Source organism: Ligilactobacillus agilis DSM 20509, assembly GCF_001436215.1.
Classification (GTDB): Bacteria; Bacillota; Bacilli; order Lactobacillales; family Lactobacillaceae; genus Ligilactobacillus; species Ligilactobacillus agilis.
On record NZ_AYYP01000040.1, the window covers coordinates 1 to 26,563 of the forward strand.

The window sequence follows — 26,563 nt, forward strand, 5'->3', positions numbered from 1 at the left end:
ATAGCGCCGAGAGTAGTTGGAGGAACGCCTCCTGTGAGGGTAGGACGTTGCCGTGCAAGTTAGGCCGAGGGTTTCCTCGGCTTTTTTTATTATTTCGATAAAATGGCAAGTTAAGCTTAATTAAGCTATACTTATTTATGAAAGGGGATGAAAACCATGAGAACGCGTAGTGAATTAAAAGCACACGTTAAGCAAACCTATAAAGGTAATTGGGGAAAAGCAATCGGGATTAATATTTTACCTATCATCGGGGCAATTTTTTCTGTTGTTGGGGTGGGAGCCCTAGTTGCGATTACAGTTGTTGCTTTAAAAACTGGAGTAGTTGACCCTAATCATCTAAGTGATAGTAACGGTGGCACTTCTAGTGGAATGGTTGTTAATATTATTGGAACAATGATTGCCACCGGGATTGCCTATAGCCTGTTGGATTGGTTAAGAACAGGGGAACAGCCAGCTTCCGTAGTTAAAGCAATGTTTGCGGTTTTTTCGAAGCAATATTTTATACCGGTCTTAGTTTTATTTATTATTCGGACCATCTTTGAATTCTTCTGGACCTTACTTTTTATAATTCCAGGGATTATCAAATCATATTCTTACTCCCAAACCTACTTTATTTATAAGGACTGTTTGGCTAGTGGGCGTAACGAAGACATGAATTATTTAGATTATGTTACTGAAAGTAGAAAGTTAATGAAGGGGCATAAGTTTGAGCTCTTTGTCTTACAGTTAAGCTTTTTAGGTTGGGCCATCCTCTCCGTTTTAACTTTAGGAATTGGCTTCATCTGGTTAATTCCATACATCAACGGGGTTATGGCTGAATTTTATAATGATTTAGCTGGAGATAAGTTCACCAACCGGCAGTTTACTAAAAACTATTAATAAAAAATGCTTAGTCACAACCAAGGCTGTGGCTAAGCATTTTTTAGTTTTGAAATTCGGCCAGGTACTCAGCATAACCGGCTTCTTTTAGTTGGGAAACAGGGATAAAGCGGAGGGCAGCCGAGTTAATACAGTAGCGCAAACCACCTAAATCAGTGGGGCCGTCTGTAAATACGTGGCCCAAATGAGAGTCCGCCTCGGGACTTTTAACCTCAGTGCGCTCCATGTTATGGGAACGATCACGCTTGTAGGTTAGCTTGGTGAGTGGCTTGGTAAAGGAAGGCCAGCCACAACCAGCATTATATTTGTCCTTACTTGAAAATAAGGCTTCACCCGAAACCACGTCAACGTAGATACCTTCCTCATAGAAATCATCATACTGACCACTAAAAGGGTATTCGGTAGCTGCCTGCTGGGTGACTGCAAATTGTTCTGGTGTCAGTCTCTTTAAGGCGGCCTCCTTATCAAATTCAGTCATAAAAAAATCCCCCTTTAAGCGCTATTGTAGCTGGTGTTGAGGGGGATTGCCATTAATTTGCTTAGAGAAAATGGTTTTTCTTCAAATAGAAGTAAAGCCAGGCCATGAAGACAATATTTAAGATGATGATTGCTATCCAAGCGAGGGGAAATTGAGCTCCAGGGAGTTTAACATTCATTCCAAAGAAACCAGTCATAATTGTGGGAATGGTCAAAATTAAAGACCAAACGGTTAAGAACTTCATGGTGTCGTTTAGGTTGTTATTCAAGATATTATTAGAGGTGGTCGAGATTTTTTCGGTCACCTCGTTGGAAATTTGTACCATCCGTGACGCCTGTTCGGTTTCAATCAGAATATCGTCCAACTTTTCTTGGGCTTCCTTGGTGATTTGAAGCGTTAGGGGGGTGTGGCGCAGGCTTTCGAGCATCACCAAGTTAGTTTTAATACTCGAAGAGAGGTAGACTAAACTTTTTTCAATCTGGGCTAGGTGCCGTAGGTCGGTGTTGACGATGTGGTTATTCAAGTTTTTATCTAGCCGGTTGCGCTCCACGTTAAGCTTGTCTAGGGCCTGGTTGAAATACTTGGCCGCGTGCAAAAGGAAGGTCATGATAAATTCGGTTGCGTTTTTAATTTCCTTAACCTTCTCTTGCTTGAATTGTTCAAAAACATAGGCCGTTTCATCCGTATGGAAGGTAAAAACCGTGGTCCCTTGCAGCAAGAAAATAATCGGCCGGGTCGTAAAATGAGCGGTAACTTTATCGGGCCATAAGGGGACGTCATAGACGACCAGTTCACTTTGGGTATGGATATCAAAATCGTAGTGTGGTCGTTCATGCCTATCAGAAACATAGTCGATAATCTCTGGTGTTAGTCTAAATAGGCGTTTAAGTTGTCGAGTATCGCTGTCATTGAGCTCATTAACGTCAAACCAGTTATAGTTCATTGGCGCCTTGCCGTTAATCTCTTGCCGTGTAATCACGCTAATTACCCCTTTCTGTTAATTTTTTATCTAGTCCATTATAACATAAGAAAAGGCTGAGACCAAAGGGCAACTTCCTATGGTCTCGGCCTTTTTACAAACTAAAAGTTGAATTACTCCTAATAAATTTAACCGGGAGAATATATTGGTTTTGAGCTAGCTTTTTATTAGGTTGGCTAATCCGCTCTTGGAGTAAGTTAACCAAGAGGGCAGCGATATCAGGAATTGGTTGAGCGATGGTTGAGAGCTCAGGGTGGTAATCCTGGATAAACTTGGTGCCGTCAAACCCAACCACTTTTAGGTCAGCGGGCACGTTGAGGCCTAATTTTTGGGCCATTTGTAAAACCAAAATGGCGGTTAAGTCATCGGTACAAACGATGCCGTCGGGATGATGATGCTCAAGCAACTTTCTGACGGAAACCGATTTAATCGTAGCTGATTCTGAGAAGGCGACTGAATGGACGTGTTGGGTCAGTCCTAAATCGGTGATAGCGTCAAGGTAGCCGTTTAAGCGGTAATCGGTTGGGTGGCCTTTTCTACGGGCGCTACCTAAAAAGTAAATGTGCCGACAGCCGGCGTGGTAGAGTTCTTCTGTAGCTAACTTTCCCCCCTGATAGTTATCACAGCTAACAATCGGAATTTGATCAGAAAGCTTACGGTCAAAGGAGACGATTGGCAAACCGACCTTATTGTATTCCTCAATGCCTAGATTGTGTGCACCGGCAATAATCCCGTCCACCTGGTTGGCAATCAACATCCGAATGTAGGCCCGTTCCTTTTCCTTGTTATCAGCCGAGTTACACAAAATCACCTTGTAACCTGCGTTAAAGAACTTATTTTCAATTTCTTCAACTAATTCAGCGAAAAAGGGGTTAGTAACTGAAGGAAAAATCAGCCCAATTAATTTGGTGCTCTTGCCATGCAGGGAACGGGCCAGTGAGTTAGGCTGGTAATTGAGTTCCTTCATCGCAGCGTAGACTTTTTCCTTAGTTTGTTGGCTTAAGTAGCCGTAGTTATTAATCACCCTGGAAACGGTGGTTGCCGAAACACCGGCTTTTTTAGCAACGTCTGTTAATTTTGGTCGCATATAAATACCTCATTATTATTAAATATGATCGATGCGCCAGTAAGTACCGCGGAAAGCCAGTTCCTCCTTAGTTGTTCCTTGGATAGCAATTTGATTATTGGCTTGGCTACCAAAGAAGCGACCGGTTAAGACCTTTAAGCCCCCATTAACGAAGATTTCAAAGAGGGAATTATCAACGAAAATATCCAACTCTAAGTCTTCGTTGGCAGTTAGGTCAATTTGCCTTGTGAAGCCGTAGTCGCTTGCAAACTGGATACCACTGTGAGCACGGTCGACTACTAGCTGAGCCGCGTCACCGGTAGCAAATTTGAGTTGGAGACTTTCGCTTAGGTCTTGGTTGGCTACCAAGTGGAGGGTGCCCGCCTGGCCCTTAGGGATGGTTAACTTCAATTCGTAGCTACGACTGGCATTATCAACTAGGATTTGCCGGCCGTTGATAGCTTTTTCGGCCTTGACAACTTGCCCGGCCTGTCTAAGGTCAGCCATGGCAGGGACTGGCCGTTGGACTAGCCGGTTTTGCTCATCTAGACTGAGCTCTTTAACCTGGCTAAAGCAGTTGGCCCAGCCTTCTTCATCGGTTGGATAAGTCATGTCTGGTAAGCCGACCCAGCTAATCGCATAGGCCTTACCATCAGGAGCATTGAAGGCCTGGGTAGCGTAAACGTCAAAGCCGTCATCAAGGTTGATTGGGGCTGTTTGCTTAGTTTCCATTCGGGCAGCGTCAAACTTCAATTTATTACCCACCACATACATATTAGGGTAGATGTTATCGTAGTTAGCCACGTTTTTATCTAGACCTTGTGGGCAGAAGATTAAGACCGGCTTGTCGTCGATGAAAACCAGGTTAGGACATTCAATCATGTAGCCCATCGTTTCGGGGCTGAAGTCTAGGTAGCCTAGGTCTTCCCAATTCTTAAGGTCCTTAGATTTGAAGACGGCAACCTTGCCACTAAGGGTGGTTTTGTCTTGGGCTCCCAGCAAAACGTAGTAGGCATCCCGGTGCTTTAAAAGTTGCGGATCACGGAAGTGTTCGGTAACGTGAGCTGGCGCATAAATTAAGGGAGCGGCCAATTTGGTAACTATTCCATTTTTATCCATGGTAGCTCCATTTTGATAGGAGATTCGTTGCCAATTTTGGTCGCGGACATTACCAGTATACATTAGAAAAAGCTTGTCGTCGATAACGGTTGCAGAACCGGAGTAAGCTCCGTGGCTGTCATACTTAGTATCGGCCCCTAAAGCTAAACCCTTATTTTGCCAGTGAACCAAGTCGCAAGATTCAAGGTGCACCCAGGACTTCAGCCCGTGAACGGCGCCAAAGGGATATGATTGGTAAAAAACGTGCCAATGGTTGTTATAGTAAGAAAAACCATTCGGATCGTTTAGCAGCCCGGAACTTGGGCGGATGTGATAGTTAAGCTGGTAGGAAGAATTATCCGCCTGGGCTTGTAGTTTAAGTAAGGTTTCAGCGTCCCACTTATTATAGGGAAGGTAACGTTGTTCTCTCGTCCATTCCATAAAAAAACTCCTCTCAATTTATGAAAACGTTGTCTTATTCTAGCTTAATTTTAGCCGATAAATCGACTTGTGTCAATCGAACTACATAATTTATCCTTGATTTAATCGCTATTTAAAAGGGGTTTTATCTTGAATAACAACTTTTTTTAAAAAATATCTGATAAACGATTGACATATTTTTGGAATGCGTTATCATAATACATGTAGATAACCGAAATCGGTTACAAAATGCAATTATTTTTTCGTGAGACATTTATTCAAAGGAGTGTAAATTATGGCTATGGATTACAAAAAGGTCGCTTCTCAAGTGATCGAAGCTGTTGGGCGCGACAACATGGTCGCTGCGGCTCACTGTGCAACCCGCTTACGCTTGGTTCTAAAGGATGATCAAAAGATTGACCAAGCAGCCCTCGATAACAACGCTGATGTTAAGGGAACTTTTAAGACCAACGGCCAATACCAAATTATCATTGGTCCTGGGGATGTTAACTTTGTTTATGATGAATTGATTAAACAAACAGGTTTATCAGAAGCTTCAACTGAAGACTTAAAGCAAATTGCAGCTGGTAACCAAAAGTTTAACCCAGTAATGGCCTTTATCAAGTTATTATCAGACATCTTTGTTCCAATCATTCCAGCCTTAGTTGCTGGTGGTTTGCTGATGGCTTTGAACAACTTCTTGACCTCAGCAGGTTTGTTTGGACCAAAAGCCCTAGTTGAAACTTACCCAGCAATCAAGGGCTTATCCTCAATGATTCAAGTTATGTCAGCCGCACCATTTATCTTCATGCCTGTCTTGGTAGGTATCTCAGCCGCTAAGCGCTTCGGTGCTAACCAATTCTTAGGGGCAGCTGTCGGGATGATCATGACTACCCCTGGTTTGATTGAAGGTAAGTACTGGAACATTTTTGGTTTACATGTTTCCCAAACTAATTACTACTACCAAGTTATCCCAGTTTTAGCAGCTGTTTACATCTTGTCTGTTTTAGAAAAATGGTTACACAAGAAGTTGCCAGATGCAGTTGACTTTACCTTTACACCACTTATTTCCTTAATGGTTACAGGTTTCTTAACTTTCGTGATTGTTGGACCTGTTATGCGTGGTTTATCTGACGCTATCACTAACGGAATTGTTTGGTTATACGATACTTTAGGCTTTGTTGGAACTGGTGTCTTTGGGTTACTTTACTCACCAATCGTATTAACTGGGTTACACCAAGCTTTCCCAGCTATCGAAACACAATTAATTACAGCCTTTACGCAAAAACACACTGGTTACGGTGACTTTATCTTTGTTGTTGCTTCTATGGCTAACGTTGCCCAAGGGGCTGCCTGCTTCGCTGTCTTCATGTTAACTAAGAACAAGAAGATGAAGGGTCTGTCCTCATCTGCAACTGTTTCAGCCCTCTTAGGGATTACAGAACCTGCTTTATTCGGGGTTAACTTGAAGTTACGTTTCCCATTCTTCTGTGCTTTAATCGGTTCAGGGATTGCCTCTGCAATCGCAGGTTTAACTCACGTAATCGCTGTGTCCTTAGGTTCAGCTGCCTTCCTTGGTTTCTTATCAATTAACGCTAAGTCAATTCCACTTTACGTAATGTGTGAATTAATCAGTTTCGCAGTAGCATTTGCTTTGACATTCTTCTACGGCAAGACTCACGCAGACTTAGTTAATCCAGAAGTAGCAGCTACAGCTGCTTCTGCAGCCCAAGCTAGTGCTACTAGCAGTCAAGTAGAAGCGGCCAGTGAAATGGTGGCAGATGTTGCCGACGTTGACAATGAAAACATTGCTGCTCCAGTCGATGGGCAAGTAAAAGACTTAGGTGACGTTAATGACCAAGTTTTCTCAACTAAGTTAATGGGTGATGGGGCTGCAATTGTCCCTAGCGACGGTACGGTTTATTCACCAGTTGATGGTCAAGTGACGGTTGCATACGAGACCAAACATGCCTATGGTTTAAAGTCTAAAGACGGGGCCGAAGTATTAATTCACATTGGGATTGATACTGTTAACCTTAAAGGTGAAGGCTTTGAAAGTTTCGTTAAGCAAGGACAAACAGTTAAGGCTGGCGACAAGCTCGGAACTGTTGATTTAGCTAAGGTTAAGGCTGAAGGTTATGATACGACTGTCATGGTAGTTGTAACTAACACCAATAACTACGCTAGCGTCAACCGCCTAAACGTTACCGATGTAAAACACGGTGACAACGTTGTAGCCGTTACAACTAAATAGTAAGTTAAAAAGGCACCTACGGGGTGTCTTTTTTTATGGGCTTAATTAAAGGATTTTGCACAAACTAAATAAAGAATTTTCAAACGGAATAAAAATTTGTAAAATCGCTTACAAAAAGATTATAATAGGGGTAACTAGAAATTTGGAAAGAAGTGGAGCTTATGTCCAAGTCGTCTAAAACCTTAATTGTTTACTTTTCATTTGATGACGGTGCTAATCGAGAAGTTGAACGCCTTAGACGTGAAATTGAGGCGGACATTATTAAATTAGAACCCGTGAAGCCTTACCCTAGTGAGTATACGAAGCGCTTGGCCATGATTGAATGGGAATTTCAACAGGGCAAGTTGCCCCAGATAAAAACGGCCTTGCCTAACTTGCAGAAATACCGGGAAATTTACTTAGGATATCCGCCTGTTTTTGGTAACCGCCTGCCTTCAATCATCCACAGTTTCTTTTCGTCCTTTGATCTTAGGGGCAAAACGATTATTCCTTTCTCGGAGATTGTGGAGGAGCCACTGCGTGCAACCTTGTGTGAGATGAATGAATTAGCCCAAAAGTATGAGGTGAAGTTGGTTAACCGCGAGGTTTAAAATTAGTTAGGATAAAATAATTAAAAAAGTCTCATAAAAACAGTTGACAAATTAGAAAAAGCACGTTAATATCTAAGACATAAATAAGTGAATAACTAAAACGTTGAAGAGAAGAGTAGTTTTTGGCCGCTTGTAAAGAGAGCTCCTGGTTGCTGAGATGGAGCCTTGCGAAAGAAAATGAAGATGAGCTCGGAGTTTGATTAACGGTGCAAGCTGTTAATCCGTTGAGATGCGATATAATTGACGGCTTGATTAAAAGAGCTAGTGAGGCCTAGAGTGTGAGCTTTAGGCGAATAAAGGTGGTACCACGGTTTTCGTCCTTGTTAGGATGAAAGCTTTTTTTTTACGCAAAAAGGGGAGGAATTGAGGAAATGATAGAATTAAAGAATTTAACCAAGACTTTCCAAACCGCTGATGGGCCGGTCCAAGCAGTAGCCAACGTTAACTTAACGGTTAACAAGGGTGAAGTCTTTGGAATTGTTGGTTTTTCAGGGGCAGGGAAAAGTACCTTGGTCCGAATGTTAAACGGGTTAGAGACGCCAACTAGTGGTGAGGTTATTATCAACGGGGAACGGATTGATAATTTGACTGGGACGGCTTTACGGCAAAAGCGGCGCAAGATTGGGATGATTTTCCAACACTTCAACTTGCTATGGTCCCGGACGGTTTTGGAAAACATCATGTTCCCGTTGGAATTAACCGGTACCCCTAAGAAGGAACGGGTAGCTAAGGCCAAGCACCTAGCTGAATTAGTCGGTTTAGGCGAACGGATTCACGCTTACCCTTCCCAATTATCCGGGGGCCAAAAACAACGGGTCGGGATTGCGCGGGCCTTGGCTAATGATCCAGATATTTTAATTTCAGACGAAGCCACCAGCGCCCTTGACCCCCAAACAACCGATGAAGTGTTGGAACTATTGGAGGATATCAATAAGAAGTTAGCCTTAACGATTGTGATTATCACCCACGAAATGCACGTGATTCGGCGCTTGGCCGACAGCGTGGCCGTGATGGAAGCGGGGAAGGTGATTGAAGAAGGGCCGGTGGCACAAGTCTTCACCAACCCACAACAAGAGTTAACGAAACGCTTCGTGAACGCAGAACTAGATACTAGTCAAACGCCTGATGTGCAAGAGATTAGTAAGGAACTGTTACGGAAGTATCCTGACGGCTTGTTGGTTAAACTGAATTTCCACGGCAATCAAGTGGGGCAACCCGTTGTTAACCGGGCAATTCGTAAGTTCCCTGAAATTGAATTGAGTATTTTAGAAGGTTCCATTCACCAGGTGGCAGATAAGACGGCAACGATTGGTTCCCTTTATATCCAGCTACTAGGGCCTAAAGATCAAGTTGCTGCTTGCTTGGAATTCTTCAAAGAAGTTAGGGTAGAAACGGTGGTGATTAACGATGAATTCTAATACAGGCTTAGCCTCATACTTCAAGTTTCAAAATGTTAACTGGCCCAACCTGGGGGCAGCCGCTTGGGAAACCATTTGGATGACGGTGGTGGCGGTGGTAATCGTCGCCATAGTTGGTTTGCTTTTAGGCTTGCTGCTATTTGAAACTAAGGACTCTAAGAGTCCCTTGGTTAAGGCCTTAAACTGGGTGGTTGCCGCCTTGGTTAACGTCTTTCGTTCAATCCCCTTCATCATCTTGATTGTCTTGCTGTTAAACTTCACCCAGGTGATTGTTGGCTCAATTACGGGGCCTAAAGCAGCCATCCCATCCCTGGTTTTCTCGGCCGCTCCTTTCTATGCGCGCCTAGTAGAAATTGCCTTTAGGGAAGTTGATGGTGGGGTGCTTGAAGCAGCTACCGCGATGGGGGCAACCCGCTGGCAGATTATCTGTAAGGTGTTAATTCCTGAGAGTATGCCGGCTTTAGTTTCCGGAATCACGGTGACTGCCATCTCCTTGATTGGTTATACCGCAATGGCCGGTGCAATCGGGGCCGGTGGGTTAGGTCAGTTGGCTTATACCGACGGCTTCCAGTCCTATAACAACGCCATCACCTTAGCCGCAACGGTCACAATTGTCATTATTGTGATGGTATTCCAATTCTTAGGTGACCGGGTCGTTAAACGAATTGATAAACGTTAGTTATTAAACTTAAACAAAAACAAATTGGAGGAAGATCTTATGAAAAAATCACGTCTTTTTGGGTTTTTAACCGCAGGTTTAGCAGCCGCAGCACTCTTTGTCGGTGGGGTTAAAACAGCCTCAGCTGATACTACTTTAACTGTGGGTGCCTCAGCTAACCCCCACGCCATTATTTTGAAGCACGTTCAAAAGCAACTTAAAAAGGAAGGAGTTAACTTAAAGGTTAAGGTTTACGATGATTACATCCTCCCTAACAAGGCCTTAGCTAACGGCGATATCGATGCTAACTACTTCCAACACACTCCATTCTTGGATAACTGGAACAAGAAAAATCACGGCACATTGATTTCCGCTGGTAACGTTCACTTGGAACCAATCGCAGTTTACTCCAAGAAGTACAAGAGTTTAAAGGACCTACCAAAGGGTGCTAAAATCTACGTTTCTTCTAACACAGCCGATTACGGGCGGATTTTGAAAATCTTTAAGGATGCAGGTTTAATTACTTTGAAGAAGGGAACTAAGCTTGCTTCTGCTAACTTCGATGATATTAAGACTAACAAGAAACACTTGAAGTTTGTTCACACCTTTGAAGCTAAGTTAATGCCTAAGCTTTACGAATCAAATGAAGCTGCTGCCACAGTAATTAACGCTAACTACGCAGTTCAAGCTGGTTTGAACCCATCAAAAGACTCAATCGCTCGCGAAAGTGACTCTTCTGATTACGCTAACTTGATTGCAATCCGCAAGGACGAAAAGAACAACAAGGCTATCAAGAAGTTGGTTAAGGCTTTACAATCCAAGTCAACACAAAAGTGGATCAAGAAGCACTTCAAGGGTGCGGTCTTACCTGCTAAATAATAACTGGCAAAACACTCGGGGTGATGAAACTTCGAGTGTTTTTTATTAACAGGGTGTTTGATACCCAAAACCTAGAAATCATGGTATGATTAGGAATAGATATAAAATTTTTATGAATTAAGAAATGAGGAATGTCAATTGTCAAGTGGTCAGGCGAGTCTCGATTTGATCATTGTCGTCATAGTCTTTTTCTTTGCCGCCTTTTTTGTGGCTGCTGAGTTTGCGCTGGTCGGGGTGCGGAAAAGTGCCCTGGAGAGTGCTTTGGAAGCGGGCAAGGGAAATAAAAAGAAGTTAGAGTTGGCCTTGAAGATGACCAATAACTTAAACGAGTATTTATCTACCACCCAAGTCGGGATTACTTTAGCAGGAATTATCTTAGGTTGGATTGGGGCCGATGCTTTAGCAGAGATGTTGAAGTCAGTCTTTGAAACCCTTAATTTAAATCACGCCACCGCGGTTGCTTTAAGTGCAACTTTAGGGGTAATTTTATTAACTTACTTAGAAGTGGTTTTGACAGAAATCGTGCCTAAAAATATCAGTATCGATATGCCCCTACAAATGGTTTTATTTGTGGCTAAGCCTTTGCATTATTTCCACATTGTTTTTTATCCATTCGTATGGTTGTTAAATGTTTCGGCAACCGGTATCGTCAAACTGTTGGGGATGAAGCCGGCTGGTGAAGAAGACGATGTCTTATCCCAAAATGAAATCCTAAGTATTTCACGGGCGGCTGTGTCCGGTGGAGCTTTAGATAAAGAAGATTTGGTTTACATGCAACGGGCCTTTGACTTTAATGACAAGGTGGCCAAAGACATTATGGTTGACCGCACGAGTTTAGAGGTGATTGACATTACCGCTACGGTGGCAGACGTGATAAATGCCTACCTCAAGGAAGGCTACACGCGCTTTCCGGTGGTGGCCAATAATGATAAGGATAAGATTTTAGGCTACGTCTATATCTATGATATAATCCGCCAGGCCCAAGTCGATGCTACCGTCCGGGTAAGCAAGGTCTTGCGGACGATTATTACGGTTCCCGAAGTGACCCCTATTCAAGATTTGTTGCAACAAATGATTAAAAAGCAAACCCCAATTATGGTGATCTTGGATGAGTATGGGGGTACCAGCGGGATTGTTACCGACCGTGATATTTACGAAGAGCTCTTTGGAACAGTTAAGGACGAAATAGATGATGTTTCGGGTGAAGATATAATAAAACAGGCGGACGGTTCGTATAAGGTCTCTGGTAAGACCACCTTATATGACTTTGAACGCTATTTCCGTTATCGTAATGAAGATTTCCAGGAGTCAGATAGTGTCACGATTGCCGGTTACCTCTTGGAAAATTACAAGGTTAAACTGGGCACGGTAATTACGATTGGTGACTTTGAAATTGAGGTAATTGATTTCAAACGAAATTACATTGAGTGGATGAAGGTGACTAAAAAGGTTGCCGCCGATTCCAAGCCCAAAGTAGATTAGCGAAAAAACAGTAACGGTTAAGGCGGTTACTGTTTTTTCTTTTAGGTCAAATAGAAAGGGTGATAAGAAATGCAACGGATTTTTCCATTAGCAAACGCAGCCAATTTTCGGGAACTAGGGGGCTATCCGACCGAGGATGGGCGCCAGGTGAAGTGGCGTAAGTTAATTAGGTGTGGGAGTTTGAGCTACCTAACTGCGGCCGAAGAAAAGCAGATTTTGGCTTACGGTTTAAAGTATGATATTGACTTTCGCTCCGATGATGAAACGGAAATCTATCCAGATACTATTAAGGGGCAAGTGATTTACCACAACGCTAAGGTTTACCCCTTCATGAACTCGGTTTTTAAGAACTTAGGAATTGTTGCTTCCATGAAGCTAGGCGAGCTTAACTTTATGGAGGAAGCTTACGTTCAAATGTTAGCTGACCCCCACGCCCAGGTGGCTTACCGGGAATTTTTTACCTACCTTTTAGCAAATGATAAGGACGGGGAGAGTCTAGCCTTTCACTGTGCCGCCGGTAAAGACCGGACCGGGGTGGCGGCCTTTTTGATTTTGAACGCCCTGGGGGTCAAAAAGCAGGCGGTAATGGCAGATTACCTCTTGACCAACCTAGCTTATAGCAATGATTCGGTTGAACAGGTTAACCGTCTGTTAACCAACACCCCGCAAAACCAACTAGCAGATAAGCTAAACACCCACTTAGCCGTTATTCCCGAAGGCATAGAGATTATGTATAAGACCTGTGAGGTCCTGGCCGGTAGTGTCGAAAACTATTTGGTTACTAAATTAGGCTTAAGGCGGGCGGACTTAGCTAGCTTAAAAGAAATTTATCTAGAGGAAGTGGACTAATGGAGCAAATCAAAGCCAGCTTGGCAGCTAGTGTTTTAGGCAGCTTAGTAAAACAAGACGACTATGAGGTCAACGATTACCTTGCCCCCAAACTACTAACCAACACGGCGGAAGACAATTTATGGGGGCGGTTAAAGGCGGAGTTGCAGTCTTGTCAGTCTTTTAAGTTTGCGGTGGCCTTTATCACCTTGGAAATGCTCGTGCCTTTGAAGGTGGTTTTGGCTGATTTAGCCAAAGCCGGAGTAACTGGTCAACTAGTAACCTCGACTTACTTAGGGTTTAATAGCCCCGCGGTTTTTCAGGAGTTACTTAAGCTTCCCAACGTAACCGTTAAAATTGCTAGCCAAGAGGGGTTTCACGCTAAGGGCTACTTATTTGACCACGGCGATTATCAGACAGCAATTATTGGGAGTGCTAACTTTACGCGGGCAGCCCTCCTAAAGAATGCTGAGTGGAACCTGGCGGTAAGCTCGCTAGTAGCGGGTGGCTTTACCCGCGAAGTTAAGGCGGAGTTTGAACAAGCCTTTGATAGCGGGCAGGTTCTTGATGAACAGTGGTTAAAAAACTATCAACAAACTTACCAAGCGCCTAAAGTCGTAAGCCACCCGACTGAAAAAAGCAGCCGGCTTAAACCTAACTCAATGCAGGCGGCGGCTTTAAAGGAATTAGCGGCTTTACGGGCTAAGGGAGCTAAGAAGAGCCTGGTTATTTCAGCCACGGGCACGGGGAAGACCTACCTAGGTGCCTTTGACGTTAAGCAAGCCCAAGTTAAACGTTTCTTATTTGTAGTTCACAGGGAGCAAATTCTCACGGCGGCTTTGAAAAGTTTCCGCCGGGTCTTAGGGGGACCAGCCAGTGACTACGGTATTTTAGGGGGCGGCCAAAAGCAGCTTACAGCCCGTTACCTATTTGCCACTGTGCAAACCCTAAGTAAGCCGGAAGTGTTGGCACAGTTTGAGCAGACGGAGTTTGACTACATTTTGATTGACGAAGCCCACCACGTTGGGGCCAAGACTTATCAAGCAATCTTAAATTACTTCCAGCCCGGGTTTTTACTGGGGATGACGGCTACGCCCGAACGAAATGATGACCTCAGTGTCTTTGCTAACTTTGACTACCAGGTGGCTTATGAAATTAGGCTCCAAGATGCCTTACAGGCCGGGATGCTAACCCCCTTCCACTATGTAGGGTTAGTCGATTACGAGCTCGCAAAGGCAGAGGGGACTAGTGTTAAAGGCTCTCTGCAACAAGTGGCGGTAAGTGAGCGTTTAGACTACTTATTAGAGGAGATTAACTATTACCAGCCAAGCAGTCAACCCATTCGGGGCTTGATGTTTGTTAGCCGCCAAGATGAAGCGCGCCAGTTAGCGCAATTACTGACGAAGCGGGGTTATCCGAGCTTGGCCTTGACTAACCAGGACTCAGTGGCGACTAGATTAAAGGCGGTCTCCCAACTAGAAGCCGGGCAGTTAACCTACCTCGTAACGGTTGATATCTTTAATGAGGGTATCGATATTCCCAGCGTCAACCAGGTGGTCTTCTTGCGCAATACCGAGTCAAGTATTGTCTTTGCCCAACAGTTAGGGCGGGGGTTGCGCAAGGCGCCGGGCAAGGAGGCCGTCTTAGTCTTAGACTTTATCGGTAACTACCAAAATAACTACCTCATTCCCCAAGCCTTGAGTGGGGACCGGTCGGCTAGCAAGGATAAGGCCTACCAGACTTTGTTTAGTCAGACTAATTTAGGCCTGGCCACGATTAACTTTAGTAAAATTGCCCAGGAGCAGATTTTTCAGGCCCTAGCTAAGGTTAAGTTAGACGCCTGGCAAAAATTAAAGGCCGCTTACCAGTCCTTAAGCGCCCGCCTCAACCGGCCCGCCTTGCTGATGGATTTCCAAAGGCTAGGTGACTTTGACGCCCAGGTCTTTGCCCGCCTCAAACTGCCTAACTATGGGCACTTTTTACAAAGAATGGGCCAAGCTGTAGACCTAAGCACCTATGAGGACCAAGTGTTAACCTTTGTCACTAAGGAATTGCTCTTAGGGTTGCGGCCGCAGGAATTAACCCTGTTAAAGCAGTTGGTGGCCAAAAGAAGGCTAGCTAAGGTTGACTTTAAAAAGCATCTGCAAGTTAAGGGATGGTTGGCGGATGAAGAAACCTTAGCCGGGGTAGAGAATATCTTAGGGTTAGGTTTCTTTAAGATTAAGGCGGGCAGTGGCCTTAAATCAGACCAGTATGGGCGCTTACCGTTAGTGGAGATAAAAGCTGGTAGCTACCGCTTAAACGCGCAACTCCAAGCTAGCTTAGATACTAACCACTGGTTTAAGCTCTTATTTAGCGATGCCTTAGAGGCTGGGTTGACCTTAAATCAAGCCTATGACAACCACCAGACGTTCACCCGCTTTCAGCGTTACAGTAGAAAGGACGTCTGCCGCTTACTTAATTTAGCCAAGGATGTTTCGGCCCCAATGTATGGTTATAAGGTCTTTGACAGGGTCTGCCCGGTCTTTATCATTCACCAAAAATTAGATCAGACCAAGAGGGCGGCCCTTTACCAAAATAACTTCAGCCATAATGACCGGATTCGCTGGTATACTAGGAGCCCGCGTCACTTAGACTCGCCGGAGGTTAAGCAGTTATTGGCTAAACGCGCAGACGGGAGTTTTCAAGTCCAAATTGAACTCTTTGTTAAGCCAAGTGACAGCCAGGAAAGTGGCTTTTACTACCTGGGGCCGGCAACGATTGTCGAGGACTCAGTAAAAGAGGAAAGCTTGGTGCAAGCGGGTCGAAAGCCAAAGCAGGTAGTGGGGATGGACTTGAAATTAACCCAGGCCCTAAGCTTTAGCGAATTACAGCGCTTGTAGGAGATTTTTCGGCTTTTATCTACCTTAGACTGAATAAGTTGAAAAACGTACGAGTTATAGCGAACAATAACATTTAAATTACAAATATCGTTAATTTTATAAGAAAAAGATTAGAATACTTGCAATCGGATAGAAATTTTTGTACATTAGAAAACAAAAATAAATTCAAAGGAGAGTTTTGTAATGTCAAATTGGGATACAAAATTTGAAAAAAAAGGATTCACATTCGATGATGTCTTGTTGATACCAGCAGAAAGTCACGTGCTACCAAACGAGGTTGACCTCGGTGTGCAGTTAGCTAAGAATATCAAATTAAATATCCCAATCATCAGTGCGGGGATGGATACAGTTACTGAATCTGCAATGGCGATTGCGATGGCACGCCAAGGTGGGTTAGGGGTTATCCACAAAAATATGACCATTGAACGGCAAGCTGATGAAGTCCGTAAGGTTAAGCGCTCCGAAAGTGGGGTTATCATCGACCCATTCTTCCTAACACCTGACAACAGTGTTAGCGAAGCAGAAGCTTTGATGAGAAAGTACCGCATCTCTGGGGTGCCAATCGTGGAAAGCGAAGCTAGTCGTAAACTTTGCGGAATCATTACTAACCGGGACTTGCGGTTCGTGACTGATGCTAGTGAACGAATCGGGGACGTCATGACTAAAGATAAGTTAGTGACCGCACCAGAAGGCACTTCTTTGAAGGAAGCAGAAGCAATTTTACAAAAGCATAAGATTGAAAAATTACCAATGGTTGATGAAGCCGGACGTTTGACTGGCTTAATCACCATCAAGGATATCGAAAAGGTAGTCGAATTTCCTAACGCTGCTAAGGATGAACACGGGCGCTTATTAGTAGCTGCCGCAGTTGGGGTAACTAGTGACACCTACGAACGGGCAACTGCCTTACTAAATGCAGGTGCTGATGCCTTAGTAATCGATACTGCTCACGGCCACTCAGCTGGGGTTATCCGTAAGATTAAGGAAATCAGAGAAACATTCCCAGATGCAACCTTAATTGCGGGGAACGTGGCTACAGCCGAAGCTACCCGGGCTTTATACGATGTCGGGGTTGACGTAGTTAAAGTTGGGATTGGACCTGGTTCAATTTGTACCACCCGGGTTGTTGCTGGGGTGGGGGTACCACAATTAACTGCAATTTACGATGCAGCTGGGGTAGCCCGTGAATATGGTAAGACTATCATCGCCGATGGTGGGATTAAGTACTCTGGTGACATTGTTAAGGCGATTGCAGCCGGTGGTTTCGCCGTAATGCTTGGTTCAATGTTAGCCGGAACTGATGAAGCACCTGGTGAAACTGAAATTTATCAAGGGCGTCGCTTCAAGACTTACCGCGGGATGGGGAGCATGGCAGCCATGGACTCTTCCCACGGGTCTTCAGACCGTTACTTCCAAAGTGGGGTTAACGAAGCTAACAAGTTGGTGCCAGAAGGAATTGAAGGCCGGGTAGCTTATAAGGGCCAAGTAGCCGATATCGTTTACCAAATGGTCGGTGGCTTGCGGGCCGGAATGGGTTACTGTGGTGCCGGTGACCTTAACAAACTTCGTGAAGAAGCACAATTCGTTCAAATTACTGGGGCAGGGTTAATCGAATCTCACCCACACGATGTGCAAATCACTAAAGAAGCACCTAATTACTCAAAATAAAGGTTAAATAAAGGCGGTGGGCCTGACTGGGATAGTTACCAGTTGGGTCCACCGCCTTTTTAATTATAGTGTCTAGTAAGCAAAATCGTCTGCGGATTGATTGAAGTAGTCCACCTTAACTTCGGCTTGATCTACGATTAACTTAGTGACCGAGCCATTTTTAGGGCTAACGGTAATGTCGATTTCAGGGGCAAAGCGGGCAACGATGCTGCGAATGGTTGTCCCGTGACTAACTAAGAGCACGTTTTGACCGTCGGTAGCAACGGAACGAAGGAGGTCGAAGCCACAGTCGAGCCGGTGCCAAAATTCGGCGTTGTCTTCGGCGTCGTCAAAAGGATCGGCCGCCTTAGCAAAGTTCTTAGCGTCTTCAATCGAGTAGGTGCTGATAATTTCGGAGAAGGTTTTACACCCATGGGGCCCACCGATAATCATCCAGGCGTTACCAGAATCAGCCCCTTCATAGTAGCCGTAACCTTCTTCTCTAAAGTAGAAGCTTTCTTGGTGGGCGGGGACTAAGTTGTGGTTTTGGGCGAGGATGTTTTGGCAAGTTTGGGTTGCCCGGATAGTGTCACTGTGAAAAGCGTGGTCGAATTTAATAGCAGCGAGGCGTTTGCCGGTCTGTTGGGCCTGGCTAATGCCTAAGGTGGTTAAATCCGAGTCACACCATCCCTGCATCCGGTTGTAGCGGTTGAGGATGGTTTGACCATGACGAACTAAGTAGACTGTAAATGACATATGCGAATCCTTTCTTTACGTGTAGTACCTACAGTATACCATTTTTTAGGAACGCTTGAAGGCCTTCCTTTGCTTGTAAAGGTGGAGGAGGGCGGTAAAAATGGTTGGAATCAAGGCCAGGCAGGCAATCAGTAAGAAGATGGTCGAAAAATGTTCTTGGACCAGGGGAATCCGGCCGAAGAAGTAACCACAAAGGCCGGTTCCAAAGACCCACAGACTAACTGCAAGCAAATTATAAAGGGCAAAGTTTTTGAAGTTAAAGCCAATGCTGCCGGCGATTAGGGGGATAAAATTCCTAATTAGGGGCAGATAGCGGCCCCAGATGATGGTTTTGCCCCCGTGACGCTTAAAAAAGCGGCGGGCAGTTAGGAGTTTGGCTTCAGGAATGTGTTTTTTGAAAAATGAAAGTTGTTCTAGTTTAGTTCCAAAAAAGTAGTTCAGACTATCACCCAGGTAAGCGGAGATAAAAAAACTAGCCAGTAAGGCGTAGATGTTTAAAACCTGACCGTTAACGGCTGCAATCGAGGAGGCAAAAAAGATTAGTGAACCTCCCGGCAGGTAAGGAAATATAATCAGCCCGGTTTCAGCAAAAATGAGGGCAAAAAAGACAAGGTAAGACCAAGCCCCGGCCGATTGAACCAGGGGGAAGAGATAGTCATGAAAATTAAAAAGTAAGTCAAAGAATTTGTCCATAAAAATACCTCCGTACAGCTAGCATAGGACAAAGTTAAGGCAAATACTAGCGCGCTAAGGAAAAAATAAGGAGAATTTATAAATTTCTTAGGAAGTGTAAGTTCTTGCTAGGGCTTTTAAAAATGTGCTACAATTATTTACCGAAAAATTTGTTAGGGAAGGTGTTTGGATGGCGTCAATTAAGGAACAAGAGCAAGCGCGGATGGATATGGTAGTAACTAAGGTTAAGGAGGCAATTGCCAAGGATCAAGCTAACTTGGCCAGTGTCGAGGCTGATAAAAAGGCAATCCAAGCCGATTTTTCTAATAATGTTAGGATTAAGACGAGCACTTACTCGGGGATGATGGAAACCGCGCTGACGGTGCGCCAGCAACAACAGCTGCTCCAAGAGCGGGAAAATAACATGCAACAGGCCAGCCGGCGGTTGGAGATTTTAGAGAAGTTAGAAAAGAAACCCTACTTTGCCCGGATTGACTTTGAAGAAGAAGGCGAGGGTAAGGAAGAAAAAATCTATATTGGCTTAGGTTCCTTTACTGACGGTCCCGACAAGTTTCTAATCTATGACTGGCGGGCACCCATTTCTTCCATCTATTACGATGGCGGGGGCTTAGGTGAAGTCAGTTACCAAACCCCGGATGGTGAGCGGAAGGTGGACTTGCGGCTTAAGCGGCAGTTCATGGTGGAAGATGGTAAGATTAAAGTCGTCTTTGATACTGACGAAACGGTGGGCGACCAAATGCTACTAGAGGTCTTGGATGAAAATTCCGACACCAAGATGAAAAGTATCGTGACCACCATTCAGCGTGAACAAAATAAGATTATCCGGGACACCAGTTCAGACCTCCTCTTTGTACAGGGAGCGGCAGGCTCTGGGAAGACCTCTGCCGTCCTACAACGGGTGGCCTTTCTCTTGTATCGTTACCGGGGCAAGCTGACTTCAAGTCAGGTCATCTTATTTTCACCTAACCAGTTGTTTAATGACTACATTGACCAGGTCTTACCGGAGTTAGGGGAGCAAAATATGGTGCAGTTGACCTACTATCAACACGTTAAGCGCCGCTTGCCTAAACTACACGTGGAAACCTTGCAGGAACGGTTTGAAGAAGACCAAGCGCCCCTTAAGCAGAAGGTGAAAAGGTTAAAGGATAGCTTGGACTTCTTTAAGGCCAGCAAGGCTTACGGGGCTTATCTGGAAAGAAAGGGCATGCGCTTTAAGGACTTGAGACTAGGTGGCGAGGTCTTCTTTTCTAAGGCCCACATCAAACAAATCTACTATAGTTTCAATGAAAACTACCATTTGAGAAATAGGCTGGAAGCTACCAAGGAACGGTTGGTTAAAGAACTAAATGGTCAAATTAACCGTTACGCTAAGAGCGACCAGGTTCAAAAGGCCATCCAAGACCTTAGCCAAGAGCAGTTAAATGCCCTTTACGGCGACCACCCAAGAAACTTCGCTAACGGGGAAAAGGAGCTCAACTTCTTAGGACGTCAGTATGTGATGCACGCCTTTAAGCCCCTACATCAAGCCATCATCAAGAACCACTTCTTGAGTATTAACGGCCAGTACGTCCACTTTTTAAAGAGCGTTCCGGCTTTGGTTGACCTAGCCAAGTACGACTTAACCAAGGAAGAATGGCAACTTGAGCTAGCCCAGGTCGTCGCAGACCTTAAGGCTAAAAAGCTGGCCCTAAGTGACGTGACCGCCTACTTATTCCTGTACGACCAAATCAGTGGTAAACGGGGGCAAACCGATATTAAGCAGGTCTTCATTGACGAAATTCAAGACTACACGGCCTACCAGTTGGCCTACCTCAAAGAAGAATTTCCCCGGGCTAAGTTTACCATGTTAGGTGATTTAAACCAGGCCATCTTCACCCACGAAAATAGCCACAGCCTCTTAAAGGAATTAGGGACGATGTTTCCTCAAGATAAGACCAAGGTGGTCCAGTTGACCAAATCTTACCGTTCCACCCAGCAGATTACCGACTTTACCAAGGAAATCCTCCTACACGGTGAAGCGGTGACCGCCTTTGAACGGGCAGGAGAAAAACCCCGGTTAACGACGGCTAAGACCGAGGCTGACTTGATTGCCGACGTGGTGGCGCGCCTAAAGCAAAATCAAGCCGACAGCTTAACCACGGCCGTGATTGGTAAGAGTCTAGCCGAGTGTGAAGCTTTGACCCAGGCTTTACGGGCTGAAGGCCAAGCGGTAACCTTGATTAAGACCGAAAACCAGCGGCTAGCGGCGGGGACGATTGTGGTGCCAGCTTACTTAGCTAAGGGGCTAGAGTTTGATGCCGTTATTATGTGGCAGGCTAACGCAAAAAATTACCATGCCGATAGCGACCGGCAGTTGGTTTATACCATCTGCTCACGGGCAATGCACCGCTTGGATATTTTTGTCAGCGGTCAAGTTACCCCTTTATTTGACCGGATTGACCCTAAGCTTTACGAATTAATTACCAAATAGAAAATAAGAGAGTCGTAACTAGTATAGTTACGACTCTCTTATTTTGCAAAAAAATTTGGCGAGCAAATTTTTTATTAAAGAACAAGCAGGTGAAGCTTAAGCTTTTCACCTGCTTGTTTAGTGTTAATGGATAATCTTAGGTTTAACCTGAGCTAACTTGGTTTTTAAGAGGGGAACAAGGTTAGCCACTAGGAGGTCGTAGGCCCGCTCATTGTAGTGAATCTCATCTGCCTGTAAGAGGCTGGCGGGGATGTGTTTTTCCATGATGGCCTGCCAGTTTAAAGTCGGAATATCGAGGTCTTGGCCTAATTCAAGGGTAGCCTTAGCAAAGGCAGCCATTTTAGGGGTTGGCCGACTAGCTTCCTGACTAGGACCAACTAAACCAGGCGTAATTAGGAGACACTTTTCCAAGCCGACCGTCCGACAGATTTCTTCTAGGTTAGAGCGGTAGTCTTCAAGGTCCGTTTGCGGGTCAGCTACGTCGTTAGTACCAAAGAAGACGACCACTAAGTCAGGGTCAACTTCCAAGACGTCTGCTTGCAAGCGGAGCTTAGCTAGGCGGGTAATGTCGCCGGGCACCCCGCGGTTGATAAATTCTACTTCAGGAAGAAAACTGGCTAATTTATGACTAAAGATAGGTGATGGGTAGCCGTTAGTCATTCCGGCAGTGATGCTATCACCTAAAAGAACAATCCGATTCATTTTTCACTTACCTCACTTGTTAATGTCAACTAAATTTTAACACAAAATTTGGTTTGTTACGATGAAGAAAGCGGTTAGCAACTATGTTATAATTAGGGGCATAAATTGTTTTAAATGAGGTAAATCATGGAAAACCAATTAAACTACTATAAAATTAGCCGCGCTGAGTGGAAGGAATTTTATAAAGAACACATTGTGCCTTTAACCAAGGGAGAACTGGCACGGATCATGTCTTTAAATGACCGGATTTCCCAGGCAGATGTTAGTGAAATCTATATGCCCTTAGTCCACTTAATTGGTCTGAGGTGGAAAATCCAACAACAAAAGTTAAAACAGCAGGCGGAATTCTTAGGGAAGAAAAAGCCCCAAAAGGTACCGCTAGTGATTGGAATTGCTGGGTCGGTGGCCGTGGGTAAGAGTACGACCGCCCGGTTGTTGCAAACCTTACTAAAAGAAATCTATCCCCACAAAAAGGTGCAGTTAATTACCACTGATGGCTTCTTGTACTCAACCGCGGAGCTAAAGCGGCGCCACATTTTGTCCAAAAAGGGCTTCCCTGAAAGTTACGATATGGACAGGTTGCTTCGTTTTATGGATGACGTGAAAAATAACCTCCCAGCCAAGGCCCCAGTCTATTCACATAAAATCTATGACATTGTTAGTGGCGAGTACGAGCTGGTTAAAGACGTCGATATCTTGATTGTGGAAGGGATTAACGTCTTGCAGCTACCAAGTAACCAGCAGTTGTATGTCAGTGACTACTTCGATTTTTCAATCTACGTCGACGCTAGGGAAGAGCTAATCAAGCAATGGTACCTGGAACGTTTTGACATGCTGTTAGACTTAGCCGCCCAGGATAAGAGTAACTACTATTACGCCTACGCAATCGGTGACCGCCAAGCCGCCCACGCCATGGCCAAGGATGTCTGGCAAAAGGTTAACCACCCTAATTTATTAGAATACATTTTACCGACAAGAAATCGCGCAGATTTAGTCTTAACCAAGGGTAAAAATCACTTGATAAACGAACTTTACTTGAAAAAATATTAGAAAAAGGCAAGAATTATCCGTGATTAAGGTGAAAATCATTGACCGAAAGCCCTTGGGTCGTTACAATATAGGATAATAAATTAATTAATGAGGTGAATATCTTGGCAAATGTTGATATGCAGGCTTTCGACAAGATTATCGTTTTGGACTTTGGAAGTCAGTATAACCAATTAATTACTCGGCGTATTCGCGAAATGGGGGTTTACTCTGAACTTCTTTCTCACAAGCTTACAGCTCAAGAGATTAAGCAGATGAACCCTAAGGGTATCATCTTCTCAGGTGGCCCTAACAGTGTTTACGACGAAGACGCATTTAAAGTTGACCCAGCAATCTTTGAATTGGGACTACCTATCTTAGGGATTTGCTACGGGATGCAATTGATGGCCCACAATTTAGGTGGAAAGGTCGAAAGTGCTGACAACAAGGAATACGGTAAGGCCGATATTGAAGTAGTCGATAAGGATGCCGTAATGTTTAAGGACTTACCAACCACTCAAACTGTTTGGATGAGTCATGGGGACTTAGTAACTGAAGTACCTGCTGGTTTTACTGTCAGTGCTACTAGTGCTAACTGCCCAATTGCTGCCATGGCTAACCCAGCAAAGAAACTTTATGGGTTGCAATTCCACACCGAAGTTCGCCACACTGAATACGGTAATGACATCTTACGTCACTTTGCTTTCGATGTGTGTGGTGCCCAAGCTAACTGGTCAATGGAAGACTTCATCGACATGCAAGTTGCCAAGATTCGCCAAACGGTCGGTGATCAAAAGGTACTCCTCGGCCTTTCCGGTGGGGTAGACTCCTCAGTTGTTGGGGTCTTATTACACAAGGCCATTGGTGACCAATTAACCAGTATCTTTGTTGACCACGGGTTACTCCGGAAAGGTGAAGCCGAACAAGTTATGGACAGCCTCGGTGGCAAATTTGGCTTAAACATTATCAAGGTTGACGCTAAGGATCGCTTCTTAGGCAAACTTGCTGGCGTCTCTGATCCAGAAAAGAAGCGCAAGATTATCGGCAACGAATTTATCCAAGTTTTTGATGACGAAGCTACTAAGCTTAAAGGCATCAAGTTCTTGGCCCAAGGTACGCTTTACACTGATGTAATCGAATCAGGAACAGATACTGCTCAAACTATCAAGTCCCACCACAACGTTGGGGGCTTGCCAGAAGACATGCAGTTCGAATTGATCGAACCACTTAACACCTTATTCAAGGATGAAGTCCGTGAATTAGGTGAAAAGCTAGGAATGCCACACGAATTAGTTTGGCGCCAACCATTCCCTGGTCCTGGACTTGGTATCCGGGTTATCGGTGAAATTACCGATGAAAAACTTCAAATCGTGCGTGACTCCGACTACATTTTACGCGAAGAAATTGCTAAGCACGGCTTAGACAAGGAAATCTGGCAATACTTCACCGTCTTGCCAGGTATCCGCTCCGTGGGGGTCATGGGTGATGGCCGGACTTACGACTACACTATCGGTATCCGGGCCGTTACTTCCATCGACGGAATGACCGCCGACTTCGCTAAGATTGACTGGGACGTACTCCAAGCCATCTCAGTTCGAATCGTTAACGAAGTAGACCACGTCAACCGCGTCGTCTACGACATCACTTCCAAGCCACCTGCAACGATTGAGTGGGAATAAAAATCAAATATAACTTGGTGAGGGAATACCTATAAATCAAGCTTTTGAAGAAGGTAGACCTACGAAAAACAGGGTGTATAAAGATAGTTGTTTGCCAAATGTCTGCCAAGGTTTGTTTTTTCCAGTAGTATAATAGCTACTGGTTTTTTTGTAGACAAAAAGTAGTACTTCCGCTAAGTTAGGTCAAAAGATATATAGGAGTGAACTGAAGTAATGACGAAAATTAGTAATAGTAGTTCGCTGACACTGCCTCAAGATTCTACTTGTAAAGTTATTGAGAAGAAGTTTAGCCACCAGACCCACAAGCCTACCAATATTTTTGAAACTAAAGAGTGGCAGGAATACGATTATTACATGGATTTAGTCGAAGATGAAGAGTTAGCTGAAATCAAACCGGTAGGTAAAGAATGGTTAAGCTGACATACACCTTGATACTTGTGTGAAAGGGTAAAACTCCATCCTGAGTTTATTATGCGGGATGGAGTTTTTTATATTTACAGCGTCAATTCCACGATATTACTTTAGAAAAGTCGTCAGACTAAATAAAAATACTTGACCTACGTGAAGTATTAATCTAAACTGTAAATAGTAATAATTACTATTTAACTTAAAGAGAGGTTTTTTATGGCGACAAAAGCAAAGATTGCTAAGGCAAAGAAACGTGAAGAACTGGTAGCAAAGTATGCAGAGTTGAGAGCTCAATTAAAGGCGCAGGGTGATTACCAAGCTTTGGCTAAGCTTCCTAGGGATGCTAGCCCAGTGCGGTTGCATAACCGGGATGCTTTAGACGGTCGAGCCCGGGGGTATCTTCGTGAATTTGGACTTTCACGGATAAACTTTAGAAAACTCGCGTTGGCGGGAAAAATCCCTGGGGTTAAGAAAGCTAGTTGGTAGGTGATACTATGTCAAAAAGTGATTATGCAACGGCGTTACGTAATTTAAACAGTCCTAACATTAAGACGCGCAAGCGCGCTTTGAAAATTATTAAGCAATTTAAGCTACAAAAAGGACAAAAATAACTAACCGCTAGCAATTACGTTACTAAAACGTTGATTGCTAGCGGTTTTTTGATGGTGCTATTTCAAAATTCACTTAGAAAGTTAGGTTTTATTACAAATGGTTTGAGTATTAGAAGAAACACGTGTTGAGTTATGTCTAGTCAATAATTAATTACTATTGTCATGTAAGTTTTTGTGGTCAGTTACTTCGACAAAAGCCTTTACTAATCTTTACCTTATATTTCATATTCCTATTTTAAATTTTTTTCAAAGGCCTGGTTAAGGCTTTGTTCATCGGTAAATTCATCAGCATCGTCAGGTAAATAACCCATTATTTTTAGTTCATCTTCGCGCAGTTTTGCCTCAAGTTCAGCACTAACAGGTTCACTATATTGTTCATAATGAAGGGTAGTAAAGGGGGAAAAACCACGGTTAGCAATTTGGGTGGCAATCATTTTGAGTGCTTGTGGGGTGGTAGTACCGTCTTTAGCAAAAATGTCGTCTAACTTATTTTTGACGTCAACTGGGAGTTTTAATTGAACTAACTTATTTTTAGATTTGTGTCCTGTAGTAGTCATATTATATCCCGCCTTCCTATTTTAGTATACTAATTATATACTATACTTTTTCATTAATTTAGGGCGGGATACCAGTGGTTTTAACCACTGGAGGGATAGCCCT

The 26,563-nt window shown here is 44.1% G+C and carries 24 protein-coding genes and 1 other annotated feature; of the genes, 16 read left to right on the forward strand and 8 right to left on the reverse strand.

Annotated elements, in window-relative coordinates; translation table 11 throughout:
- The first annotated feature begins 156 nt into the window (after window positions 1–156).
- Complete coding sequence (locus FC14_RS05225; RefSeq protein ID WP_156655749.1) at window positions 157–879, forward strand: DUF975 family protein; 723 nt, start codon at window positions 157–159, stop codon at window positions 877–879.
- A gap of 43 nt (window positions 880–922) precedes the next feature.
- Here the strand turns inward: FC14_RS05225 and msrB are convergent, their stop codons facing one another.
- The 4 genes from msrB to FC14_RS05245 all read right to left on the reverse strand — a co-directional run bounded on the left by msrB (window position 923) and on the right by FC14_RS05245 (window position 4,941).
- Window positions 923–1,357 carry a peptide-methionine (R)-S-oxide reductase MsrB gene (gene msrB / locus FC14_RS05230; RefSeq protein WP_056976778.1) on the reverse strand — a complete coding sequence of 145 codons (435 nt, stop codon included), beginning with the start codon at window positions 1,355–1,357 and terminating at the stop codon, window positions 923–925.
- A 61-nt stretch (window positions 1,358–1,418) separates the two neighbouring features.
- Window positions 1,419–2,300, reverse strand: a complete 882-nt coding sequence (locus tag FC14_RS05235; protein WP_082618691.1) for a magnesium transporter CorA family protein — start codon at window positions 2,298–2,300, stop codon at window positions 1,419–1,421.
- Window positions 2,301–2,430: 130 nt separating this feature from the next.
- On the reverse strand, window positions 2,431–3,423 hold the full coding sequence (locus tag FC14_RS05240; protein WP_050610635.1) for a LacI family DNA-binding transcriptional regulator: 993 nt from the start codon (window positions 3,421–3,423) through the stop codon (window positions 2,431–2,433).
- Window positions 3,424–3,441: 18 nt separating this feature from the next.
- Window positions 3,442–4,941 carry a sucrose-6-phosphate hydrolase gene (locus FC14_RS05245; RefSeq protein ID WP_056976779.1) on the reverse strand — a complete coding sequence of 500 codons (1,500 nt, stop codon included), beginning with the start codon at window positions 4,939–4,941 and terminating at the stop codon, window positions 3,442–3,444.
- A 280-nt stretch (window positions 4,942–5,221) separates the two neighbouring features.
- Between FC14_RS05245 and FC14_RS05250 the strand changes: the two genes are divergently transcribed.
- The 9 genes from FC14_RS05250 (at window position 5,222) to guaB (ending at window position 17,579) form a co-directional block, all read left to right on the forward strand.
- Window positions 5,222–7,174 carry a sucrose-specific PTS transporter subunit IIBC gene (locus FC14_RS05250; protein ID WP_056976795.1) on the forward strand — a complete coding sequence of 651 codons (1,953 nt, stop codon included), beginning with the start codon at window positions 5,222–5,224 and terminating at the stop codon, window positions 7,172–7,174.
- Between the two features lie 161 nt (window positions 7,175–7,335).
- Window positions 7,336–7,764 (forward strand): flavodoxin, encoded by a 429-nt coding sequence (locus FC14_RS05255; protein ID WP_056976780.1) that lies wholly within the window; start codon window positions 7,336–7,338, stop codon window positions 7,762–7,764.
- Window positions 7,765–7,858: 94 nt separating this feature from the next.
- Window positions 7,859–8,089 (forward strand) — a binding site (T-box leader).
- A gap of 46 nt (window positions 8,090–8,135) precedes the next feature.
- Window positions 8,136–9,182, forward strand: a complete 1,047-nt coding sequence (locus tag FC14_RS05260; RefSeq protein WP_056976781.1) for a methionine ABC transporter ATP-binding protein — start codon at window positions 8,136–8,138, stop codon at window positions 9,180–9,182.
- Window positions 9,172–9,861 carry a methionine ABC transporter permease gene (locus FC14_RS05265; RefSeq protein WP_056976782.1) on the forward strand — a complete coding sequence of 230 codons (690 nt, stop codon included), beginning with the start codon at window positions 9,172–9,174 and terminating at the stop codon, window positions 9,859–9,861. Before FC14_RS05260 ends, FC14_RS05265 begins: the two co-directional genes overlap by 11 nt.
- A gap of 39 nt (window positions 9,862–9,900) precedes the next feature.
- The gene (locus FC14_RS05270; RefSeq protein ID WP_056976783.1) at window positions 9,901–10,719 is read left to right on the forward strand and encodes a MetQ/NlpA family ABC transporter substrate-binding protein; all 819 of its coding nucleotides are present in this window, start codon (window positions 9,901–9,903) and stop codon (window positions 10,717–10,719) included.
- Between the two features lie 138 nt (window positions 10,720–10,857).
- Window positions 10,858–12,201, forward strand: coding sequence for a hemolysin family protein (locus FC14_RS05275; RefSeq protein WP_056976784.1), 1,344 nt, complete (start codon window positions 10,858–10,860; stop codon window positions 12,199–12,201).
- A 69-nt stretch (window positions 12,202–12,270) separates the two neighbouring features.
- Entirely contained in the window at window positions 12,271–13,050 is a 780-nt protein-coding gene (locus FC14_RS05280) for a tyrosine-protein phosphatase (RefSeq protein ID WP_056976785.1), read from the forward strand.
- Complete coding sequence (locus FC14_RS05285; RefSeq protein WP_056976786.1) at window positions 13,050–15,911, forward strand: DEAD/DEAH box helicase; 2,862 nt, start codon at window positions 13,050–13,052, stop codon at window positions 15,909–15,911. Before FC14_RS05280 ends, FC14_RS05285 begins: the two co-directional genes overlap by 1 nt.
- A 183-nt stretch (window positions 15,912–16,094) precedes the next feature.
- Window positions 16,095–17,579 (forward strand): IMP dehydrogenase, encoded by a 1,485-nt coding sequence (gene guaB / locus FC14_RS05290; RefSeq protein ID WP_056976787.1) that lies wholly within the window; start codon window positions 16,095–16,097, stop codon window positions 17,577–17,579.
- Window positions 17,580–17,651: 72 nt separating this feature from the next.
- Here the strand turns inward: guaB and FC14_RS05295 are convergent, their stop codons facing one another.
- Both FC14_RS05295 and FC14_RS05300 read right to left on the reverse strand, forming a co-directional pair.
- On the reverse strand, window positions 17,652–18,314 hold the full coding sequence (locus FC14_RS05295) for a histidine phosphatase family protein (protein WP_056976788.1): 663 nt from the start codon (window positions 18,312–18,314) through the stop codon (window positions 17,652–17,654).
- Between the two features lie 45 nt (window positions 18,315–18,359).
- Window positions 18,360–19,007: a VTT domain-containing protein gene (locus tag FC14_RS05300; RefSeq protein WP_056976789.1), complete on the reverse strand. Its 648-nt coding sequence runs from the start codon at window positions 19,005–19,007 to the stop codon at window positions 18,360–18,362.
- 169 nt (window positions 19,008–19,176) lie between these two features.
- Between FC14_RS05300 and helD the strand changes: the two genes are divergently transcribed.
- Window positions 19,177–21,477 (forward strand): RNA polymerase recycling motor HelD, encoded by a 2,301-nt coding sequence (gene helD / locus FC14_RS05305; protein ID WP_056976790.1) that lies wholly within the window; start codon window positions 19,177–19,179, stop codon window positions 21,475–21,477.
- Window positions 21,478–21,600: 123 nt separating this feature from the next.
- Here helD and FC14_RS05310 read toward each other — a convergent pair whose 3' ends face one another.
- Complete coding sequence (locus FC14_RS05310; RefSeq protein ID WP_056976791.1) at window positions 21,601–22,179, reverse strand: GDSL-type esterase/lipase family protein; 579 nt, start codon at window positions 22,177–22,179, stop codon at window positions 21,601–21,603.
- Window positions 22,180–22,305: 126 nt separating this feature from the next.
- Between FC14_RS05310 and coaA the strand changes: the two genes are divergently transcribed.
- The 5 genes from coaA to FC14_RS10705 all read left to right on the forward strand — a co-directional run bounded on the left by coaA (window position 22,306) and on the right by FC14_RS10705 (window position 25,903).
- Window positions 22,306–23,229 (forward strand): type I pantothenate kinase, encoded by a 924-nt coding sequence (gene coaA / locus FC14_RS05315; protein WP_050610649.1) that lies wholly within the window; start codon window positions 22,306–22,308, stop codon window positions 23,227–23,229.
- A gap of 101 nt (window positions 23,230–23,330) precedes the next feature.
- On the forward strand, window positions 23,331–24,884 hold the full coding sequence (guaA, locus tag FC14_RS05320; protein WP_050610650.1) for a glutamine-hydrolyzing GMP synthase: 1,554 nt from the start codon (window positions 23,331–23,333) through the stop codon (window positions 24,882–24,884).
- 213 nt (window positions 24,885–25,097) lie between these two features.
- Window positions 25,098–25,304, forward strand: a complete 207-nt coding sequence (locus FC14_RS05325) for a hypothetical protein (protein ID WP_056976792.1) — start codon at window positions 25,098–25,100, stop codon at window positions 25,302–25,304.
- A gap of 204 nt (window positions 25,305–25,508) precedes the next feature.
- Complete coding sequence (gene rpsN / locus FC14_RS05330; RefSeq protein ID WP_027826419.1) at window positions 25,509–25,778, forward strand: 30S ribosomal protein S14; 270 nt, start codon at window positions 25,509–25,511, stop codon at window positions 25,776–25,778.
- An 8-nt stretch (window positions 25,779–25,786) separates the two neighbouring features.
- Window positions 25,787–25,903, forward strand: coding sequence for a putative metal homeostasis protein (locus FC14_RS10705; protein WP_009551130.1), 117 nt, complete (start codon window positions 25,787–25,789; stop codon window positions 25,901–25,903).
- 230 nt (window positions 25,904–26,133) lie between these two features.
- Here FC14_RS10705 and FC14_RS05335 read toward each other — a convergent pair whose 3' ends face one another.
- Complete coding sequence (locus tag FC14_RS05335; protein ID WP_056976793.1) at window positions 26,134–26,460, reverse strand: type II toxin-antitoxin system RelB/DinJ family antitoxin; 327 nt, start codon at window positions 26,458–26,460, stop codon at window positions 26,134–26,136.
- Window positions 26,461–26,563 lie beyond the last annotated feature (103 nt).

Coding starts and splice junctions, on each gene's coding strand:
- FC14_RS10705 (WP_009551130.1), top strand. CDS start 25,787: ATGTCAAAAAGTGATTATGCAACGGCGTTACGTAATTTAAACAGTCCT.
- coaA (WP_050610649.1), top strand. CDS start 22,306: ATGGAAAACCAATTAAACTACTATAAAATTAGCCGCGCTGAGTGGAAG.
- FC14_RS05265 (WP_056976782.1), top strand. CDS start 9,172: ATGAATTCTAATACAGGCTTAGCCTCATACTTCAAGTTTCAAAATGTT.
- msrB (WP_056976778.1), bottom strand. CDS start 1,357: ATGACTGAATTTGATAAGGAGGCCGCCTTAAAGAGACTGACACCAGAA.
- FC14_RS05240 (WP_050610635.1), bottom strand. CDS start 3,423: ATGCGACCAAAATTAACAGACGTTGCTAAAAAAGCCGGTGTTTCGGCA.
- FC14_RS05250 (WP_056976795.1), top strand. CDS start 5,222: ATGGATTACAAAAAGGTCGCTTCTCAAGTGATCGAAGCTGTTGGGCGC.
- FC14_RS05235 (WP_082618691.1), bottom strand. CDS start 2,300: ATGAACTATAACTGGTTTGACGTTAATGAGCTCAATGACAGCGATACT.
- FC14_RS05225 (WP_156655749.1), top strand. CDS start 157: ATGAGAACGCGTAGTGAATTAAAAGCACACGTTAAGCAAACCTATAAA.
- FC14_RS05325 (WP_056976792.1), top strand. CDS start 25,098: ATGACGAAAATTAGTAATAGTAGTTCGCTGACACTGCCTCAAGATTCT.
- FC14_RS05245 (WP_056976779.1), bottom strand. CDS start 4,941: ATGGAATGGACGAGAGAACAACGTTACCTTCCCTATAATAAGTGGGAC.
- rpsN (WP_027826419.1), top strand. CDS start 25,509: ATGGCGACAAAAGCAAAGATTGCTAAGGCAAAGAAACGTGAAGAACTG.
- FC14_RS05295 (WP_056976788.1), bottom strand. CDS start 18,314: ATGTCATTTACAGTCTACTTAGTTCGTCATGGTCAAACCATCCTCAAC.
- guaB (WP_056976787.1), top strand. CDS start 16,095: ATGTCAAATTGGGATACAAAATTTGAAAAAAAAGGATTCACATTCGAT.
- FC14_RS05270 (WP_056976783.1), top strand. CDS start 9,901: ATGAAAAAATCACGTCTTTTTGGGTTTTTAACCGCAGGTTTAGCAGCC.
- FC14_RS05260 (WP_056976781.1), top strand. CDS start 8,136: ATGATAGAATTAAAGAATTTAACCAAGACTTTCCAAACCGCTGATGGG.
- FC14_RS05300 (WP_056976789.1), bottom strand. CDS start 19,007: ATGGACAAATTCTTTGACTTACTTTTTAATTTTCATGACTATCTCTTC.
- FC14_RS05335 (WP_056976793.1), bottom strand. CDS start 26,460: ATGACTACTACAGGACACAAATCTAAAAATAAGTTAGTTCAATTAAAA.
- FC14_RS05280 (WP_056976785.1), top strand. CDS start 12,271: ATGCAACGGATTTTTCCATTAGCAAACGCAGCCAATTTTCGGGAACTA.
- FC14_RS05310 (WP_056976791.1), bottom strand. CDS start 22,179: ATGAATCGGATTGTTCTTTTAGGTGATAGCATCACTGCCGGAATGACT.
- FC14_RS05285 (WP_056976786.1), top strand. CDS start 13,050: ATGGAGCAAATCAAAGCCAGCTTGGCAGCTAGTGTTTTAGGCAGCTTA.
- helD (WP_056976790.1), top strand. CDS start 19,177: ATGGCGTCAATTAAGGAACAAGAGCAAGCGCGGATGGATATGGTAGTA.
- FC14_RS05255 (WP_056976780.1), top strand. CDS start 7,336: ATGTCCAAGTCGTCTAAAACCTTAATTGTTTACTTTTCATTTGATGAC.